This is a genomic window from Halogranum rubrum, assembly GCF_900114455.1.
Lineage (GTDB): Archaea > Halobacteriota > Halobacteria > Halobacteriales > Haloferacaceae > Halogranum > Halogranum rubrum.
Window position 1 is genome coordinate 1,111,414 of the sequence record NZ_FOTC01000001.1, and the last position, 15,578, is coordinate 1,126,991.

Sequence of the window (15,578 nt, forward strand, 5' to 3'; positions counted from 1 at the left end):
TCGAGACGGCCTCAGCGAGTTTCTCCCCACGCGTCGGCCTGTCGAAGAAACTCGACCGGGTCGTCGGGTGCGTCGTGCTCGAACACCATCCACTCGACGCCGGCCGCCTCCGCCGCCGTCACACAGTCGTCGAGCGGAACGTCGCCCGCACCGAGGTCGACCGGATGGCCACCGCGTTCGGCCTCGGCATCGACGGCGACGTCTTTCAGGTGAATCCGAGTGATTCGGTCGGCGTATCGGTCCAACAGGTCGACGGGGTCTGCGCCCGCCGCGTACGCCCATCCGACGTCGAGTTCGAAGTCCACCCCGTCGGTCGCTTCGACCAGTCGCTCGAATGCAGGGCGGCCGTCGACGTCGGCGAACTCGAACTCGTGGTTGTGGTAACACAAGTCGAGACCGTACTCCGCGACAGAGGCGGCGAGCGAGGAGAGTATCGACGCCGTCTCGTCGATGCTGGAGGCGTCTGCGAGCGCCGAATCGTCGAGAATCGGGACGACGAGCGTCTCGACGCCGAGCGTCTGGCAGTTGTCCGCTTCCGCCGGAAGGTTCTCTTGGATGGCTTCGATGGGAACGTGTGCGCCGGCCGCCTCGAGATGCTGGTCGTCGAGTTCTCGACGAATCTGTACTGGTGGCTTGTCACCGGTGCCGGCGAATTCGACGCCGTCGAGACTCGTCTCACCGACTCGTGCGATAGTGTCTGTCACCGGTTCGTCGAGCGCGCGAAGCGAGTAGAGTTGGATTGCAGTCTGCATACAGACACTGTCGAGGGAGTCACCGTTATAATCGAGTAATCGCCGAAACCTCTCTCGAACCACTATTGAAGAAAATAGTTCTTCGATACGGCCTCAAGAACAGATTTCAGTAACATTTACGTACTCGTGTGAGCTACGCGTCACGTATGCACCGAAAATCGGGGACGTTCCTCTGGACGTTCGCCTTCGTCGTGCTCGTGGTGCTAGCAATCCCGTGGTTCCTCTGGGGAGACTCACGAGTCGTCGCCGGACTCCCGCTGTGGCTCTGGTGGCACATCGGTTGGATGGGGCTCGCAACGGCAGTGTTCTACGCCTTCACGCAGTCTGGCTGGGACGAGATGATGGGGGTGACCCGTGGCTAGTCTCCCCCTCCAGTCGGGTGACCTCGGCGTCCAGATGGGCGTCATCGCCGCCTACCTCGTCGTCGCACTCGCCGTCGGCTTACTGGCCTACCGCGTGACGAGTCGGGAAGCCGAAGACTACTACCTCGCCAGTCGCTCGATGGGAACGGTCGTCCTCCTCTTTACCACTTTCGCGACGCTCCTCTCGGCGTTCACCTTCTTCGGCGGGCCGGACCTCGCGTTCAACGCCGGCCCCGAGTGGATTCTCGTGATGGGCCTCATGGACGGTATCCTCTTCGCTATCCTCTGGTACGTCGTCGGCTACAAACAGTGGCTCGTCGGTCGCACGCAGGGCTACGTCACCCTCGGCGAGATGCTCGGCGACCGGTTCGGCTCTACGGGACTCCGAGCACTCGTCGCGGGCATCTCGCTCTTCTGGCTGTTCCCCTACGTGATGCTCCAGCAGATGGGCGCTGGCGAGGCCCTCGTCGGCCTGACGGACGGCGTCGTCCCCTACTGGGCGGGCGCGGCGCTCATCACCGTCTTCATGATCATCTACGTCGTCCTCGCGGGACTCCGCGGCGTGGCGTGGACCGACACGATTCAGGGGCTGTTCATGCTCACCGTGACGTGGGCGGCCGTGGCGTGGGTGCTCGTCGCCGTCGGCGGCCCGAGTGCGGCGACGTCTGCGCTCGCCGAGACGAACCCCGACTTCCTCGCACTCGGCGGCGGCGCGGGAAGCTTCGACCTGTTCACGCTCTCCGGCGGCGGCCTCTACTCCGCGAAGTGGATGGTCTCCAGCGCTATCACCATCGCCTTCGGCGTGGCGATGTTCCCCCAGATAAACCAGCGGTTCTTCGTCGCGAAGTCCGACCGCGTGCTGAAGCGGTCGTTCGCGCTGTGGCCCGTGCTCGTGCTCCTCCTCTTCGTCCCGGCGTTCATGCTCGGGTCGTGGGCGCGAGGCCTCGGCGTGACGGTTCCCGAGGGTGGTAACGTCGTCCCCGCCCTACTCAACGAGTACACGCCCGTCTGGTTCGCCGCACTCGTCATCGCCGGGGCGATGGCGGCGATGATGTCCTCGTCGGACTCGATGCTCCTCTCGGGGTCGTCGTACCTGACGCGAGATATCTATCGACCGCTCGTCGACCCCGACGCCAGCAGTCAGCGCGAGGGCTGGGTCGCCCGCGCGGGCGTCGTCGCCTTCGCCGTCATCGCGTTCGTCGCGAGTCTGTTCCGCCCCGGGTCGCTGGTGCAAGTCGGCGACACGGCGTTCGGCGGCTACGCCCAACTCGCGCTCCCGGTCATCGTCGCACTCTACTGGACGCGCACGAACCGAAACGGGATGATTGCCGGCCTCGTCGGCAGTCAGGCGTTCTACCTCGCGCACGTCTTCTCTCCACTCCCGGCGACCTACTTCGGGTGGGACTTCGCGCTCTACGGAATGTTGTTAGGACTGGTGCTCACCGTCGGCGTCTCGGCGGTCACGTCGCCGACGGCCGACGAGAAGACGACGCGGTTCACCGAGGGACTGCGGGCGGACTGAGTGAGTACGAGACAGTTATCGCCCACTGACGTCTTTTCGAGCTGTGCTGAATAGAGGGCGCAAGTCGTCATTCAGCTTGGTACTGCCGGTATTCCCTGACAAGAAGTATTGCGCTCAGGAGACTAGCAAGGAGGAGAGCAAACCAGAGCCCCGAAAACGGCTCTTGTGAGACCGCTGCTCTGAATGGGATACCAGTTATGAGGGCGGCAGCAATTAGCCTCGTCTTCTGAGAGACCATATTCTAACTCGATCTCGACTCTGTAAGAACGTGCTCCTTCTGTCGTCTTCTCTGAACAAACCATCTTGTTGCACACAGCCTCTCTATTCAGCACACCATCCGTATCGAACATCGGTCAATCCACCAGAGCGACCGAAACCTAAATCGCTCCGCAGTCCCGAACCCACGTATGAACGAACCGGGGGTTCAGTCCTTACTCGACCAAGCGACGGTGATGGACCGAATCGAGTCCGGCGACTTCCCGGACTGGGCACGCGACCACTTCGAGACGTTCCACGCCTCGATGGTAGAGGACCGAGACGGCGAACCGTTCCCGTGCTACTTCGGCATCGAGTCCGAGCGCAACGGTGACGCCCTCTACACGTTCGTCGAGTCGACGACGCACCCCGACGCGCTGTTCGCCCTCCGTGAGAACCTCGTCGAGTACCTCGACGTGTTTCGGGACTTCAGCGAACGCTGCTCGCTCGTGACGTTCTTCAAACCGCCCGAGGAGGCGTTGACGGAACGCGAGTACCACGAGCAGTTGTGGAACATCCTCCAGTTCCTCCACGTCCACGACCCCGAACCGTGGCCCGAGGACATCCCGACCGACCCCGACAGCGAGTACTGGGAGTTCTCCTTCGCCGGCGAGTCGATGTTCCCGACCTGCCGCGCGCCGTTCTACGAGGAGCGGATGAGCCGATACTGTCCGCTGGGACTCGAAATCACATTCCAGCCTCGCGCGCTGTTCGAGGGAATCACCGCCGACACCGAGGCCGGACAGCAGGCCCGGCAGGTCATCCAGCGGCGCATCGAGAGCTACGACGGCGTCTGCCCGCACGCCGACATCGGGGACTGGGGCGTCGACGGCGACAGGGAGTGGCACCAGTACATGCTCTCGGCCGACGAGTCGCAAGCGCCCGACGAGTGTCCCATCCACATCTCCAGAGAGCACCCGAAAGTCGAGATTCCCGAGCGGTGGCGTAAGCGCGGAGTCAGCGCATGAGCCTCGTGCTTCCCGACGACGCCGTGTTGCTCCTCGTGGACCTCCAGCGTGGTTTCGACGACCCGGCGTGGGGCGAGCGCAACAACCCCGAACTGGAGGCGAATATCACGGCACTGCTCGATGCGTGGCGTGAGCACGGACGACCCATGGTTCACGTTCGCCACGACTCGACGGAGGAGCACTCGCCGCTCCGCGGCGACGCTCCGGGGTTCGCGTTCAAACCCGAGTTCGAACCCCGAGACGGTGAGACGGAGCTAGTCAAGCGCGTCAACAGTGCGTTCATCGGTACCGACCTCGAAGCCCTCCTTCGAGATGGCGGCCACGAGACGCTCGTCGTCGTCGGGCTAACCACCGACCACTGCGTGTCGACGACGGCGCGGATGGCCGAGAACCTCGGCTTCGACGTGTTGCTCCTCGAAGACGGGACGGCGACGTTCGACCGCGAGGGACTCGACGGGTCGCACTACACTGCCGAGGAGATGCACCAGACGGCGCTGACACATCTACACGGCGAGTTCGCACGGGTCGTCTCGACCGAGCGCGTCTTGGCCTCACTTGATTGAAGAACGTCTCGGCGTCGCTCGACTGAAACTGTCAGAGCGTTAATCAACCCCGCACGTGAATCGAGCGTATGCGTCGCCTGTTCGTCCTCGTCGCCGTCGGAACGCTCCTCCTCGCCGGTGTCTTCCTCGCGATATTCGGCCCACCGTCCCACGCGACGACGTGGGTATGGTACGGTGCGTTCGTCGTCGGAGGACTGTCGATACTCGTCGGTGGATTGCGTGAGGCAGTGACCGTCGGGTCGACGCGCGTTCCGTGGTACGTCTTCGTCGGCGTCGGCCAACTCCTGTTTGCCTTCTCGATGGTCGTGATGAACGCCGACGAACTCCTCTCTGGAACATCCGAGACCCTCTTCGGCCCTCTCGTCGGCCTCGCCTGCGCGCTCTTCCTCGTGTTCTTTGGCGTCGACTACGTCCGCGGCGGCGTCTACATGCGTCTTCCCACGACCGAGTAACGTCGAGGGCGCTCGACTGGTCGAGTGGACATCCCGCCCTCTACGCTCATCTCCTCAGCCGACCTACAGTTCGTATGCCCGTCGTCCCCAACGCAGTCGAACGATTAGTCATGCTCCGACTGAACAGAGCCCCCGGTCCGGTGCTGGACTTGGTCGGGGGAGCGGCCGAGCGAACCCTCGGTCTCGCCCTCGAACTCGACCTGTTCGCCGCACTCGAAGCGTCACCGACGAGTCTGGAGACCCTCGCGGCGCGGGTCGACTGTGACCCCGCTGGACTCGAACCGCTCTGCGAGTTCCTCGTCGCGCTGGGTTATCTGCGCCGTGAGGCAGACACCGGTCGCTACGCGAACACGCGACTGACCGAGAGGTGGTTGCTCGACGCCGACGGCGTCGGCGCGTGGCTCGGGTTCTGGAACGAAGTCGTCTTCCCGTTCTGGGAAGATAACGCGAGAACCGCAATCGAGACGGGCGCACCACGACAGACGCTGTACGAGTGGCTCGACGAGCATCCCGAGCAGTGGCGACTCGCCCACGAGGGATTCCGTGCCGCGGCGAACGTCCTCGCGCCGACAGTCGTCGAGAAACTGGACGTTCCCGGCGACGCGCGCGTCATCGACGTCGGTGGCGGTCACGGCCGCTACGCGGTCGCACTCGCGGAACGTCACGCCGGTGTACGAGCCACGGTGTTCGACGCCGGACCGGCCCGCGAAGTCGCGCTGGAGACGGCTCGCGAGTCGGGCGTGAGCGACCGCATCTCCTTCGTCGCCGGCGACTATACCGTCGACTCGCTCGGCGAGAACTACGACGTGGCGTTGCTGTTCAACGTCGTCCACGCGCACGACGGTCCCGAGAACGTGGCCCTCTTCGAGCGAATCCGCGATGCACTCACTCCAGACGGCCGACTGTACGTGCTCGACCAGTTCGACGGCACCGCCCGAACTGCCTTGTCCCGGGCGACCGTCGGATTCGTCGGACTCACTTACCTCGTCACGCTCGGGCAGCGAGCACACGACGTGACCGACGTGGCTGCGTGGCTCGCGGAGGCCGGGTTCGAGGTTCGGGACAGACACTCGTTTCTCACCGCGCCGGGCGTCTCGTTGCTCGTCGCGTCGCCCGCGAACTGAACCCTTTTGCCCGGGTCTTGCGAATCCCTGCGCATGCAGACCCACATCGTGCCGGTCGGTTTCGACTACGACCGGCTTATCGCGCCCCTCATCCGCGACCAGATGGACGTGGACCGCGTGATTCTCCTCGAAGGTGCGGTGGGGAGCGAGGCGAACGTCGAGTACTCCCAGAACCTCTCGAAAAAGTTGGAGAAGGACTTCACAAACCTCCTCGGTGCGGAGACGGAACGAGTCGTCGTCGCCGACGTCTACGACTACGACGCCGCCTTCGAACAGGCCTACGACCTCATCAACGCCGAACTCGACGCCGGCAGCGAGGTGTGGGTCAACGTGAGCGCGATGCCGCGGCCCGTCTCCTTCGCCTTCGCGACGGCGGCGCACTCTATCACGCTCGAACGACAGGAAGACCGCGACCGTATCCACACCTACTACACCGCCCCCGAGAAGTATCTGGAGACCGAGTTGGCCGAAGAACTCCGTGCGGCCGAAGACCTCCTCCAGTCGGTCCGCGAGGGCGACGTCGACGAAGCGAACGTCGCGGACCACCTCGACAGCATCGCCGACCTGCTGGACGAGTTCGACGAGCGCGGGACGACCATCGGCGCGAAGCAGATCGGCGACGGCCACATCGTCGAACTGCCGGTGGCGTCGTTCTCGAACGTCAAACCGTTCGAGGAGGTCATCCTGTTCGAACTCGGCGAACACGGGCAGTTCGCGTCCGTCTCCGAGTTGGCCGAAGCGCTCGCCCGCGAACTGAACGAAGAGTACACCGACAGTTTCCGCTCGAAGGTCATCTACAACGTCGACCGACTCGGTCCGGGCGGGAAAGGCTACATCGAGCAGGAAGAACACGGGAAGTCCTACCGGACGCGACTCTCGCGTATCGGCGAGTTGTGGGTCCGCGCGCACGCCGACGATTGAACTAACTCGCCGAGTTAGAACCCGAGACCCTCGGGCGACGCCGAGGGCGACAGCGGACTCGTGGGTGCGTCCTCGGGGACGTCGGGGTCGTTGTAGACGCCGGGAGCGACGTCGTTCGGGCCGTCGGCGTAGAACAACGAGGCGAGTGCCTGAATCTGGTCGCGGCCGACACCGAGTTCGAACTGGCCGCCACCGTAGAGCGAGATACGCTTCTCGGCGGCGTAGTCGAGCGTGTCGAACAGCGACTTCACCGTGCCGAATCGCGAGGGTTTGACGTTGAGCCACTGCGGTTCGAACGGGAGCGACTCGACGCTCTCGACGCCGGTGATAGGGTAGTCCCACGAGATTCGACTCGCGTTGTCCTCGACGAGGTAGTCCGTCGACGCCGACATTCCGGGGTCTTCGACGACGGCGTTCGGGAAGTTGTCGAAGACGAGTTCGTAGAGCGTCGGGTCCGGGTCCTGGTCGACGTCCGTCCCTTCGTACTGCCCCTTCAAATCGAGGATACGGACCGCGTCCGTCTCGGCGAGAGCCTCGACAATCTCTTCTGTCCACTCGGAGGTCGGGTCGAGTTTCAACTCGGTTTCGGGATACTGGTCGAGCAGTGCCTCCACGCGGTCCGTGCTCGGCGGTTCGCCGAGGCGCGTGCTGACGACGAAGTCGACGGGGTCGTAGTCGCGGTCGACGGCGCTGCCGAGGTTCGTCCCGGCCTGTCTGAGTGCGAGGTCCAATCCGGCCGACTCGACTGCCCAGCGCCGATAGTGGTGAGCGGTCTCACGTTCGGGGTCTTTGGTCGGAAAGAGCTCTACACCGTCCAGTGCGGCGGAGAACTCGGCGAACGTGTACTCGCCGGGTGCGAGTTGTCCGTCACCGTCGCCGACGAGTGGCGGTGCGTCGGCGAGTGCGTCGTGGTCCTCGGTGTCGTAGGTGACGTCCTCACCGTGGCCCGTCTCGCCGTCACCGTGGAGTGCGTAGACGGTCGTCGCGCGGACGAACCCGCTGGAGGTGTCGCGCTCGTTGCGAGTCCGGTCGCTCGACTCGACGACGAGCGTGTAGTCGGCAACTGAATCGAAGAGAGTCACGCTCGGAGGTTGGGCGGCGTCGGGATTAAGCTTAGGCTCGCTCGGTGTTCGCGCGTCTCTCGTCGCGTTCGAGTTCGAGTTTCTTCACGCGCGTCGACAGCGCCCAGAACGTCGCCGTGAGCGTCAGAACGACGGCACCGGCGGCGGCGTACTCGTGCGTCGGCGTCGGATGGGTGTAGAAGCCCGTCGTCGCGTCGACGAGTTGGCCGGGGAGGTTCGTGTGGTGCGGCGTCCCGACGATGGGGACGAAGTAGTCGACGACGTCGTTGAAGCCGTACCAGAGGACGGCGAGCGCGACAGCGCCGACGGGAAAGTCCGAGTAGCGATGGATGAGAAACGCCTGGACGACCATGGCGAGGTGACTGAAGAACAAGAAGGCGTACATCGGCCACCCGACGCCGATGAACCCGTCGAAGAACAGCGCGAGGACGAACGGCGTCCAGAAGCCGAGTTTCCAACAGCCGAAGAAGGCGAGGGCGTTGACGTACTCGTTCGAGCGGCCGAGTTTCCAGAGTGCCAGCGAGAGGGCGATGAAGAGCGTCGCGACGGGGCTGTCGGGGACGAACGGCCACATGACGAGCGGTTCGTGCGAGAACTGGAGTCCGACGAGCGGCGTCGAGAGCGGAATCGGTTGGAAGCCGTAGTACCAGAAGCCGAAGGCGGTGCCGACGACGTTGATGGCGACGACGACCCACGCGAGACGGAGGCCGAAATCTTCGAGCCACCGTGGAAGCGGTGCCAGCCACCGTGGCAGGTCGTCGGGTTCGGGGAGGACCCCACGCTCGTCAGTCACAGACATGACGAGTTCGAAGGAGGGCGTTTATAAATCGGTGACGATACCAGCAGGCGTCAGTTCAGTCGGTCTTCGGCCAAGTACGCGCCGATGTAGCCGCCGAGTGCGGCGAGACCGACCGTGTAGATGCCGGCGACGAGGAACGTGACGAGTCCGAGGACGAGTCCGCCGATGGCGAGACCGAGGACGTCGGAACCGGCCGGGACGATGGTGAACAGGCTGGCAGCCAGGAGGACGATACCGACCACGGGAATCGTCGCGATGACGCCCGAGATGGCACCGACTTTCACCCCTTCGCCGCGCGTCCCGTGCTGGAGGTAACCGGCGATACCGCCCCCGAGCACCGGCGAGAATGGGACGAACGAGAGGACGATGGTTGCGACTGCGCCGAGCAGGGCGTTGGTGTAGGTCTTACCGGCGCGTGGCGTTGTCTGAGTTACGGTTGTTGACACGGATAATCACTCACCCGCTATATCGCACGCTGAGGAGATAACCACCGCTGTGAGAACCACGTTCGTGCGTCGTGACAACACGCGAAAGACACCGATTAAGTGCATCGACTCCAACCCCCACACATGCCCGAAGAAACCGACCTCGAAGACCTCAAGCGAGGGACGGACCTCGTGAAGCGAGGCTTCGCACAGATGCAGAAAGGTGGCGTCATCATGGACGTCGTCACGCCCGAACAGGCTCGAATCGCCGAGGACGCCGGTGCCGTCGCCGTCATGTCGCTGGAGGCGGTTCCGGCCGACATCCGCAAGCGCGGCGGCGTCGCCCGGATGGCCGACCCCGCGTCCGTCGAGGAGATTATCGACGAAGTCTCTATCCCGGTGATGGGGAAGGCCCGTATCGGCCACCACACCGAAGCGCAGATTCTCGAAGCCGTCGGCGTCGACATGATAGACGAGTCGGAAGTGCTCACGCCCGCCGACGACGCCTACCACATCGACAAACGCGAGTTCACCTCGCCGTTCGTCTGCGGCGCGCGCAACCTCGGCGAGGCGCTCCGCCGCATCGACGAGGGCGCGGCGATGATTCGGACAAAAGGCGAGGCTGGCACGGGCGACGTCAACCAGGCAGTCACCCACCAGCGCGCCATCAAGGGCGCGATTCGGCAACTCTCCGGGATGAACCACGAGGAACGCGAGAAGTGGGCCCGCGAGCACGAAGCGCCCGCCGACCTCGTCCACGAGACGGCCGAGATGGAGCGACTCCCCGTCGTCAACTTCGCGGCCGGCGGCATCGCCACGCCCGCCGACGCGGCACTGATGATGCACCACGGTTGTGACGGTATCTTCGTCGGGTCCGGCATCTTCGGCGCCGAGGACCCCGTCTCGATGGGCAACGCCATCGTCAACGCGGTCAACAACTGGGACGACCCCGAGACGCTCGCCGAAATCGCCTCGAACATCGGGAAGGGAATGAAAGGCCAGTCGAACAGCGACATGAGCGACGACGAGAAGTTGCAGGGCCGCGGCGTCTAAGAGCGACACTTCGACCTTTTTCTGCGTCGGGTTTCCTCGCGTCGCCTCTGGCGACGCTATGGGAACCACTCCTTGAAAAACCTCGATGAAAAAGGCCGCGAGACTCGGCCTTCGGCCTCGCTCGCGGCACAACGTTCTCGTGCCCTTTCCACCACCGCGACGGCGACAGCACCGCCACGGCGACGACAGCCCTACTCCTCGTCGCCGAGAAGCACCGTTACCGGGCCGTCGAAGGTGAGAAGCACCTGCTGGGTCAGGTCGCCGAACAGCGCCTTGCCGGTCGGAGAGCGGCGACGGCCAGCGATAAACAGGTGGTCGCAGTCGTACGCTTCGGCGACGTCGAGGATGCTGTCGACTTCACGGCCGAAGACGGCTTTCGTGTGGTAGTCGACGTCGAGTCCGTCGAACGCTTCCGACGCCGTTCGTTCGATGTTGCGGACGGCCGACTCCTCGGCCTGTTCGATGGTGTAGACGAGGTCAGACGACCCGATGCTCGCGACGGCGTCGTGGGTGTCTTCGTACGACTCGGTCGGAGCGACGGAGAGGAGGACCAGTTCCGCGTCGTTGCTGGCGGCGAGTTCGCCCGCTTCGCGGAGAATCTGTTTGCTTCGGGTAGAGTCGGTGACGACGACGAGAGCGCGGTTCATACTTTTGTTACGATATGTGGGCTAATGAAGATTCTCGGAGAACTGTCATCTCGGGGCACGCGTGTGGGTGTGACACGCGTGAGGCAGCGTACGAGACGAGAAGTACGAAGCGAGACGAGACGTACGAAGAGTGCGAGGAACGCTACGACCGGCTGAGAATCTCTGCGCCGCGACCGATACACGTCTGGTAGGCGCGGGAGTCGACACCGGCGTCGGCGAAAGCGTCGACCATCGCGCTGGCGATAGTGCGGCGGTCACGCGAGTGACACGCGGCGAGGATACCCGGACCGGCCCCGCTGACCGTAACACCCGTCGCGCCGGCGTCGAAGGCGGCCTCTCTCACCTCGTCGTATCCGGTGATGAGTTCGGCACGGGCGGGCGTGACGACGGTGTCGTGCATCCCCTCGCCGACGAGTTCGGGGCTGTTGCGACACATTCCGGTCGCCAACGTCGCCGCGCGACCGACCGTGTGGACGACGTCCTCCAGCGACGCTTCGGAGGGGACGACGCGTCGCGCGTCGCGCGTGGAGACGGCTATCTCGGGCAGACAGGCGACGAGCGGAATCGACGCCTGCACCGTCGTCACGTTGTCGTCGGAGGCGATGGTAAACCCACCGAGGATGGAGGGGGCGACGTTGTCGACGTGGGGTTCTCCGGAGACGACGGCCTCACCTTCGCCCGCGATAGGGACGAGTTCTTTTCGGGTGAGACCGCGGTCGTACAGTTGGTTGAGGGCGACGGCGACGGCGGCGGCGCTCGCGGCGGACGACCCGAGACCGGACGCCGGGCGGATACCTTTGTCTATCTTGATGTGCGCCGGCGCGTTCAGTTCCTCAACGACGGCACCGACTGTGTTCTTCTTCGGGTCTTCGGGGATGTACTGGCTGCCCGCTCCCGTGACCTCGATGGTCGTCTCGGCTGCCCTCTCGACGCTGACGATATCTGCCGGACGGTCGAGGGCCACCCCGAAGACGTCGAAGCCACTGCCCAAGTTCGCACTCGTCGCTGGGGCCCTCACCGTAATCATGCCCTGCGATTTCTGAGGTCGAAAGAAAAAGGTAGCGGAGACGCCGTTAGAGTTGGGGGAGTCGGTAGAAACGGGTGACAGTTCGGACGCGCTCAGTCGCGGGCGGTCACGAAGACCAGCGGGCCGACGACGAGCAGCGCAATCCCGAGAAAGAGGTAGTGCGGCTTGGCGATGGACTGCGGCGTGAGCATGAAGATGACGCCGAACAGCACCGTGTTGATGCCGAGAATCTTCTGTGATTTCAGCGGCAGTGCCGCGAGCGTCGTCAGGATGAATCCCAGCAGCAGTGCCTGCCCGACGTTGTAGTTGAGCAGGAAACTGTCGATGATCTGTAGCGGCAGCATTCTTGCTCGTAACTCACCGCGAATACCGCATTAAAGTTCCGCTCTACCGTCCACCCGGGCCGGTGAGGTCCATCTCCCTGAGCCACCCGTACCAGAGGACGAACACCATCGTCGCGTACCCCGAGACGAACACGAACGACCCGAGCGTCGGATAGCCGGCGTTCCCGAGGAACCACCGTGCGAGTCCCGACCCGACGACGCCGACGAACAGAATCGCCAAGACGAGCACTCTGTCACCGGACAACAGGCCGCTACTACTCTCTGTCACGTCGTTCATACGCTCGCCTCGGGACCGAAGTACCCTCAATCTCTCGGTTCGGCGGCCACTCGTGTGACACGAACTCACACCACCCCGAAGGCTATATCCGACGCTTTCGTCTGGCGGTTATGGACTATCGCCCCATCCCCGAGACCCACGACGACGCCGTCCGGCGGATGCTCACCTACGCCTTCCGACCGGAGAGCGGTCCGAACCTCGACGACGAGGACCACGACCGGCCCGAAGAGTACCATCGACGCGGCCTGTACGACGTCGACGCCGGCACACCGGACGAGGAACTCGACAGCGACGACCTGAGCGTGATGTGTGCGTACTACGACTTCACCGCCCGCATCCGCGGCGAGTTCCACCACACGGGTGGCGTCTCCGCCGTCGCCTCGCCGCCCGAGTCGCGTCGCAAGGGCTACGTCGCCGACCTCCTCGGTGAACTCCACCGCGAGTTCCGCGAGGAGTCGATTGCCTTCGCGGTCCTCTGGCCGTTCGAGTACGCCTTCTACCGCCGATTCGGCTACGCGATGACGAACAAGTCGCTCTCGGTCACGGTGGCACCCACGGAACTCGACGACGTCGTCCCCGACCCAACGGGGTCGTTCCGTCGACTCGACGCCGACGACTACGCCGAACTGGACCCAGTCCACCGCGAGTGGGCGACAGAAGCACTCGGTCTCCGCCGTACCGAAGGTTGGTGGCGCTACCGAGCGTTCCAAGGCTGGCGAAAGGACCCCTACGTCTACGGCTGGACGGACGACGAGGGGACGCTCCGCGGCTATCTGTTCTACGTCGTCGAGGAGGACGGCGACGACAAGCGGATGGACGTCTACGAACTCGCCGCCACCGACGAGATGGCTCGCGGGCAACTCCTCCGATTCTGCCGCGACCACGACTCGCAGGTCGACTCGGTTCGGATCCGGAGCCACGTCGACGAGACGCGACTCCTCGATACGCTCTCGGACCCGCGGGCCGCAGAGATGACCGTCCGCCCCGGTCCGATGCTCCGCATCGTCGACGTCGAAGCCGCTATCGACGCGCTCTCGTTTTCCGACGACGGAACCGGGTCGGTCACGCTCGCTATCAGCGACGACCACTGCGACTGGAACGACGGTACGTTCGAGCTAACCGTCGACGAGGACGGTGCGACCTGTCGACCGACCGACCACGAGGCCGACGTGAGCCTCGACATCGGCGCACTCTCACAACTCGCCGTCGGCGCGTTGTCGGTCGACGAGTTGGAACGAAACGGCGAGTTAGCGGTCGAAGGTAGCGAAGACGATAGCAACCAGACACGCGAGACGCTCTCCGCGCTCTTCCCGCCCGAAGACGTCTACCTCCGCGAGGGGTTCTAAGCTTTAGCTCACTCCGTCGGTGTCACCGAGTCAGACGGCGAGACTCCTCCGTCGTCGGTTTCCCACTGGCCGAACGTCGGTGACGCGTCGTCGATGTCAGCGAGGAATCGAAGCGTCGTCACGTTCAGTGCGAGACCGAGCGGTGCAGCGGCAACCGCTCCGACGACGATACCTACCATACCGAGATTCGCGACGACTGCCGTTCCGACGGCCGAGACGAGTGCGACGAACCCCACGAAACCGAGCGTGTACGCGAAGTACGACTCGCCTGAGACGGCGAGTCGAACGCTCCCGCGGATAGCGTCGACGAGTCCTTGTTCACGCAGCACGATGAGGTACGGAACCGGATAGAAGAGATACGCGAGAACGAAATAGAGCGGGATAGCGGCCAGCACGAGAACGACGAGACCCGACCCGGCGAGCACACCGACAGTGACGAGTGTGAGCCCGAGGAGTAACTCGGTGAGTTGGTAGGCGACGAGCGGCAGGCTGTACCGGCGGACCGCCGACCCGAAATCGTACGACCCAGTCCCAAGCTGTTGCCGGAGACTACCGAGGTAGCCAGCCGTCAGCACTGACTGGAGGAGGGCCATCAGCACTGTCACCGCGAGCGCGCTGACCGCCGAGAGGTAGACGAACAATCCCCCGAGGTTGGCTTCTGGCCCGCCAGTTCCGACGTAGAGTGCCTCTCGTGGGACGTTGACGAAAGCCCAGACGTCGACGACTGCCGACGGGAAACTGAACTCCATGCCGAGTCGGAAGTCGCTCTCGCTGGCGAGCGTCTGTTGTATCGCGTCGACGTTGAAGAAGGCGACGATGAGCGGGACGAATGCCAGTTCCAGTACCGCCTCCACGCGGTCGAACCCGTCGGAGAGTCGTGTGGTGAAACTAGGCACGGAGACTCACGTCCACGTGTCGGGAGTGGTCGACGGGCAGCGGCGGTAGAAGCCAGAGTCGGCTGAACTGGGTGGACGGACGTCTGGAGGGCATACTACGATAGACTGACAGATGGACGATAAACCCGTCGGCGTCCGCCGCCAGCGTCCCGACTTGGCGTTCTCGCTATCGGGACTGGTCGCTATGGGACCGTCACTCGGAGTCGAAGCGTGGGGCCAACGCTCACCCGAACAGGCGCAAAATCAGCCGTCGACTTCGTAGCCGCGTGCTCGGAGGAGGTCCGGAACGCGTTGGCGGTGGTTGCCCTGAAGCTCTATCTCTCCGTCTTCGATGGTTCCGCCGCAGGCCAGTGTTCGCTTGAGGTCGCTCGCGAGCGCCTTGACGTCGGTGTCTCCGTCGAATCCGGCGACGATAGTGACCGGTTTGCCGTACCGTCGCGTGTCGACGCGGACCGTCAAGACCTGCTGTGTTCGCTGGAGGTCGTCGTCGATACCAAGGTCGTCTGGCAGGCCAGTGATGCGACTGAAGTCGTCTTTTGACACGACTAGCGTACGACTCCAGGACATATGGGTGTATGCGTCGTGTTCGGTCGTCGGGCGTCGCTCACGCCTTCCGAACTTTCGGTCCCAGGCGCACTCGTCGAACCAGGAGCCACACCGGGGCGAAACGTTTTGCTCCGTTCGTTCCCAACAGAGAGTGAAGCCGTGTCCTCCCCACCCCTCCACTCCGACCGACCGACTCGCCGTGACCGTTCGGTGTCGA

The 15,578-nt window shown here is 64.1% G+C and carries 19 protein-coding genes; 9 read left to right on the forward strand and 10 right to left on the reverse strand.

The annotated features are described in order from the left end of the window. Positions 1 to 11 precede the first annotated feature (11 nt). On the reverse strand, positions 12 to 752 hold the full coding sequence (locus BM083_RS05375) for a sugar phosphate isomerase/epimerase family protein (protein ID WP_089866763.1): 741 nt from the start codon (positions 750 to 752) through the stop codon (positions 12 to 14). Positions 753 to 898: 146 nt separating this feature from the next. Here BM083_RS05375 and BM083_RS05380 point away from each other — a divergent pair, with 146 nt between their 5' ends. From BM083_RS05380 to BM083_RS05410, 7 genes are all read left to right on the forward strand, one after another. Beyond that, positions 899 to 1,114, forward strand: coding sequence for a DUF3311 domain-containing protein (locus BM083_RS05380; protein ID WP_009375520.1), 216 nt, complete (start codon positions 899 to 901; stop codon positions 1,112 to 1,114). Positions 1,115 to 1,148: 34 nt separating this feature from the next. After that, positions 1,149 to 2,636, forward strand: coding sequence for a sodium:solute symporter family protein (locus BM083_RS05385; RefSeq protein WP_089868383.1), 1,488 nt, complete (start codon positions 1,149 to 1,151; stop codon positions 2,634 to 2,636). A 407-nt stretch (positions 2,637 to 3,043) separates the two neighbouring features. Further along, a complete protein-coding gene (locus tag BM083_RS05390; RefSeq protein ID WP_089866766.1) occupies positions 3,044 to 3,859 on the forward strand; it encodes a YqcI/YcgG family protein in 816 nt (271 codons plus the stop codon). Then, complete coding sequence (locus tag BM083_RS05395) at positions 3,856 to 4,422, forward strand: cysteine hydrolase family protein (protein WP_089866772.1); 567 nt, start codon at positions 3,856 to 3,858, stop codon at positions 4,420 to 4,422. Before BM083_RS05390 ends, BM083_RS05395 begins: the two co-directional genes overlap by 4 nt. A gap of 68 nt (positions 4,423 to 4,490) precedes the next feature. Beyond that, positions 4,491 to 4,874, forward strand: a complete 384-nt coding sequence (locus BM083_RS05400; protein WP_089866776.1) for a DUF7994 family protein — start codon at positions 4,491 to 4,493, stop codon at positions 4,872 to 4,874. 74 nt (positions 4,875 to 4,948) lie between these two features. Beyond that, positions 4,949 to 5,998, forward strand: coding sequence for a class I SAM-dependent methyltransferase (locus BM083_RS05405; protein WP_089866780.1), 1,050 nt, complete (start codon positions 4,949 to 4,951; stop codon positions 5,996 to 5,998). A 33-nt stretch (positions 5,999 to 6,031) separates the two neighbouring features. After that, entirely contained in the window at positions 6,032 to 6,919 is an 888-nt protein-coding gene (locus BM083_RS05410; RefSeq protein ID WP_089866784.1) for an HFX_2341 family transcriptional regulator, read from the forward strand. A 14-nt stretch (positions 6,920 to 6,933) separates the two neighbouring features. On the opposite strand, the gene BM083_RS05415 is transcribed toward BM083_RS05410, so the two are convergent. Genes BM083_RS05415 through BM083_RS05425 form a run of 3 tightly spaced genes read right to left on the reverse strand, consistent with a single transcriptional unit; the run spans position 6,934 to position 9,246 of the window. Then, positions 6,934 to 8,001, reverse strand: coding sequence for an enolase-like domain-containing protein (locus tag BM083_RS05415; RefSeq protein WP_089866788.1), 1,068 nt, complete (start codon positions 7,999 to 8,001; stop codon positions 6,934 to 6,936). 31 nt (positions 8,002 to 8,032) lie between these two features. Continuing rightward, complete coding sequence (locus BM083_RS05420) at positions 8,033 to 8,800, reverse strand: DUF1405 domain-containing protein (protein WP_089866791.1); 768 nt, start codon at positions 8,798 to 8,800, stop codon at positions 8,033 to 8,035. A 50-nt stretch (positions 8,801 to 8,850) separates the two neighbouring features. Next, positions 8,851 to 9,246: a DUF5518 domain-containing protein gene (locus tag BM083_RS05425; protein WP_009375506.1), complete on the reverse strand. Its 396-nt coding sequence runs from the start codon at positions 9,244 to 9,246 to the stop codon at positions 8,851 to 8,853. A gap of 123 nt (positions 9,247 to 9,369) precedes the next feature. Here BM083_RS05425 and pdxS point away from each other — a divergent pair, with 123 nt between their 5' ends. Then, positions 9,370 to 10,278, forward strand: coding sequence for a pyridoxal 5'-phosphate synthase lyase subunit PdxS (pdxS, locus tag BM083_RS05430; protein ID WP_089866794.1), 909 nt, complete (start codon positions 9,370 to 9,372; stop codon positions 10,276 to 10,278). A 191-nt stretch (positions 10,279 to 10,469) separates the two neighbouring features. Here the strand turns inward: pdxS and BM083_RS05435 are convergent, their stop codons facing one another. From BM083_RS05435 to BM083_RS05450, 4 genes are all read right to left on the reverse strand, one after another. Next, on the reverse strand, positions 10,470 to 10,925 hold the full coding sequence (locus BM083_RS05435) for a universal stress protein (protein ID WP_009375504.1): 456 nt from the start codon (positions 10,923 to 10,925) through the stop codon (positions 10,470 to 10,472). 142 nt (positions 10,926 to 11,067) lie between these two features. Further along, positions 11,068 to 11,952, reverse strand: coding sequence for a homoserine kinase (locus BM083_RS05440; RefSeq protein ID WP_049893945.1), 885 nt, complete (start codon positions 11,950 to 11,952; stop codon positions 11,068 to 11,070). Positions 11,953 to 12,044: 92 nt separating this feature from the next. Beyond that, the gene (locus tag BM083_RS05445) at positions 12,045 to 12,296 is read right to left on the reverse strand and encodes a DUF8006 family protein (RefSeq protein WP_009375500.1); all 252 of its coding nucleotides are present in this window, start codon (positions 12,294 to 12,296) and stop codon (positions 12,045 to 12,047) included. 43 nt (positions 12,297 to 12,339) lie between these two features. Further along, positions 12,340 to 12,573, reverse strand: coding sequence for a DUF7996 family protein (locus tag BM083_RS05450; protein ID WP_089866798.1), 234 nt, complete (start codon positions 12,571 to 12,573; stop codon positions 12,340 to 12,342). Between the two features lie 110 nt (positions 12,574 to 12,683). Between BM083_RS05450 and BM083_RS05455 the strand changes: the two genes are divergently transcribed. Next, positions 12,684 to 13,919 carry a GNAT family N-acetyltransferase gene (locus tag BM083_RS05455; RefSeq protein WP_089866801.1) on the forward strand — a complete coding sequence of 412 codons (1,236 nt, stop codon included), beginning with the start codon at positions 12,684 to 12,686 and terminating at the stop codon, positions 13,917 to 13,919. 8 nt (positions 13,920 to 13,927) lie between these two features. On the opposite strand, the gene BM083_RS05460 is transcribed toward BM083_RS05455, so the two are convergent. Next, positions 13,928 to 14,815: a hypothetical protein gene (locus BM083_RS05460; protein ID WP_089866805.1), complete on the reverse strand. Its 888-nt coding sequence runs from the start codon at positions 14,813 to 14,815 to the stop codon at positions 13,928 to 13,930. A gap of 243 nt (positions 14,816 to 15,058) precedes the next feature. Continuing rightward, positions 15,059 to 15,358 (reverse strand): stress response translation initiation inhibitor YciH, encoded by a 300-nt coding sequence (gene yciH, locus BM083_RS05465; RefSeq protein WP_177197545.1) that lies wholly within the window; start codon positions 15,356 to 15,358, stop codon positions 15,059 to 15,061. Positions 15,359 to 15,578: the final 220 nt, after the last annotated feature.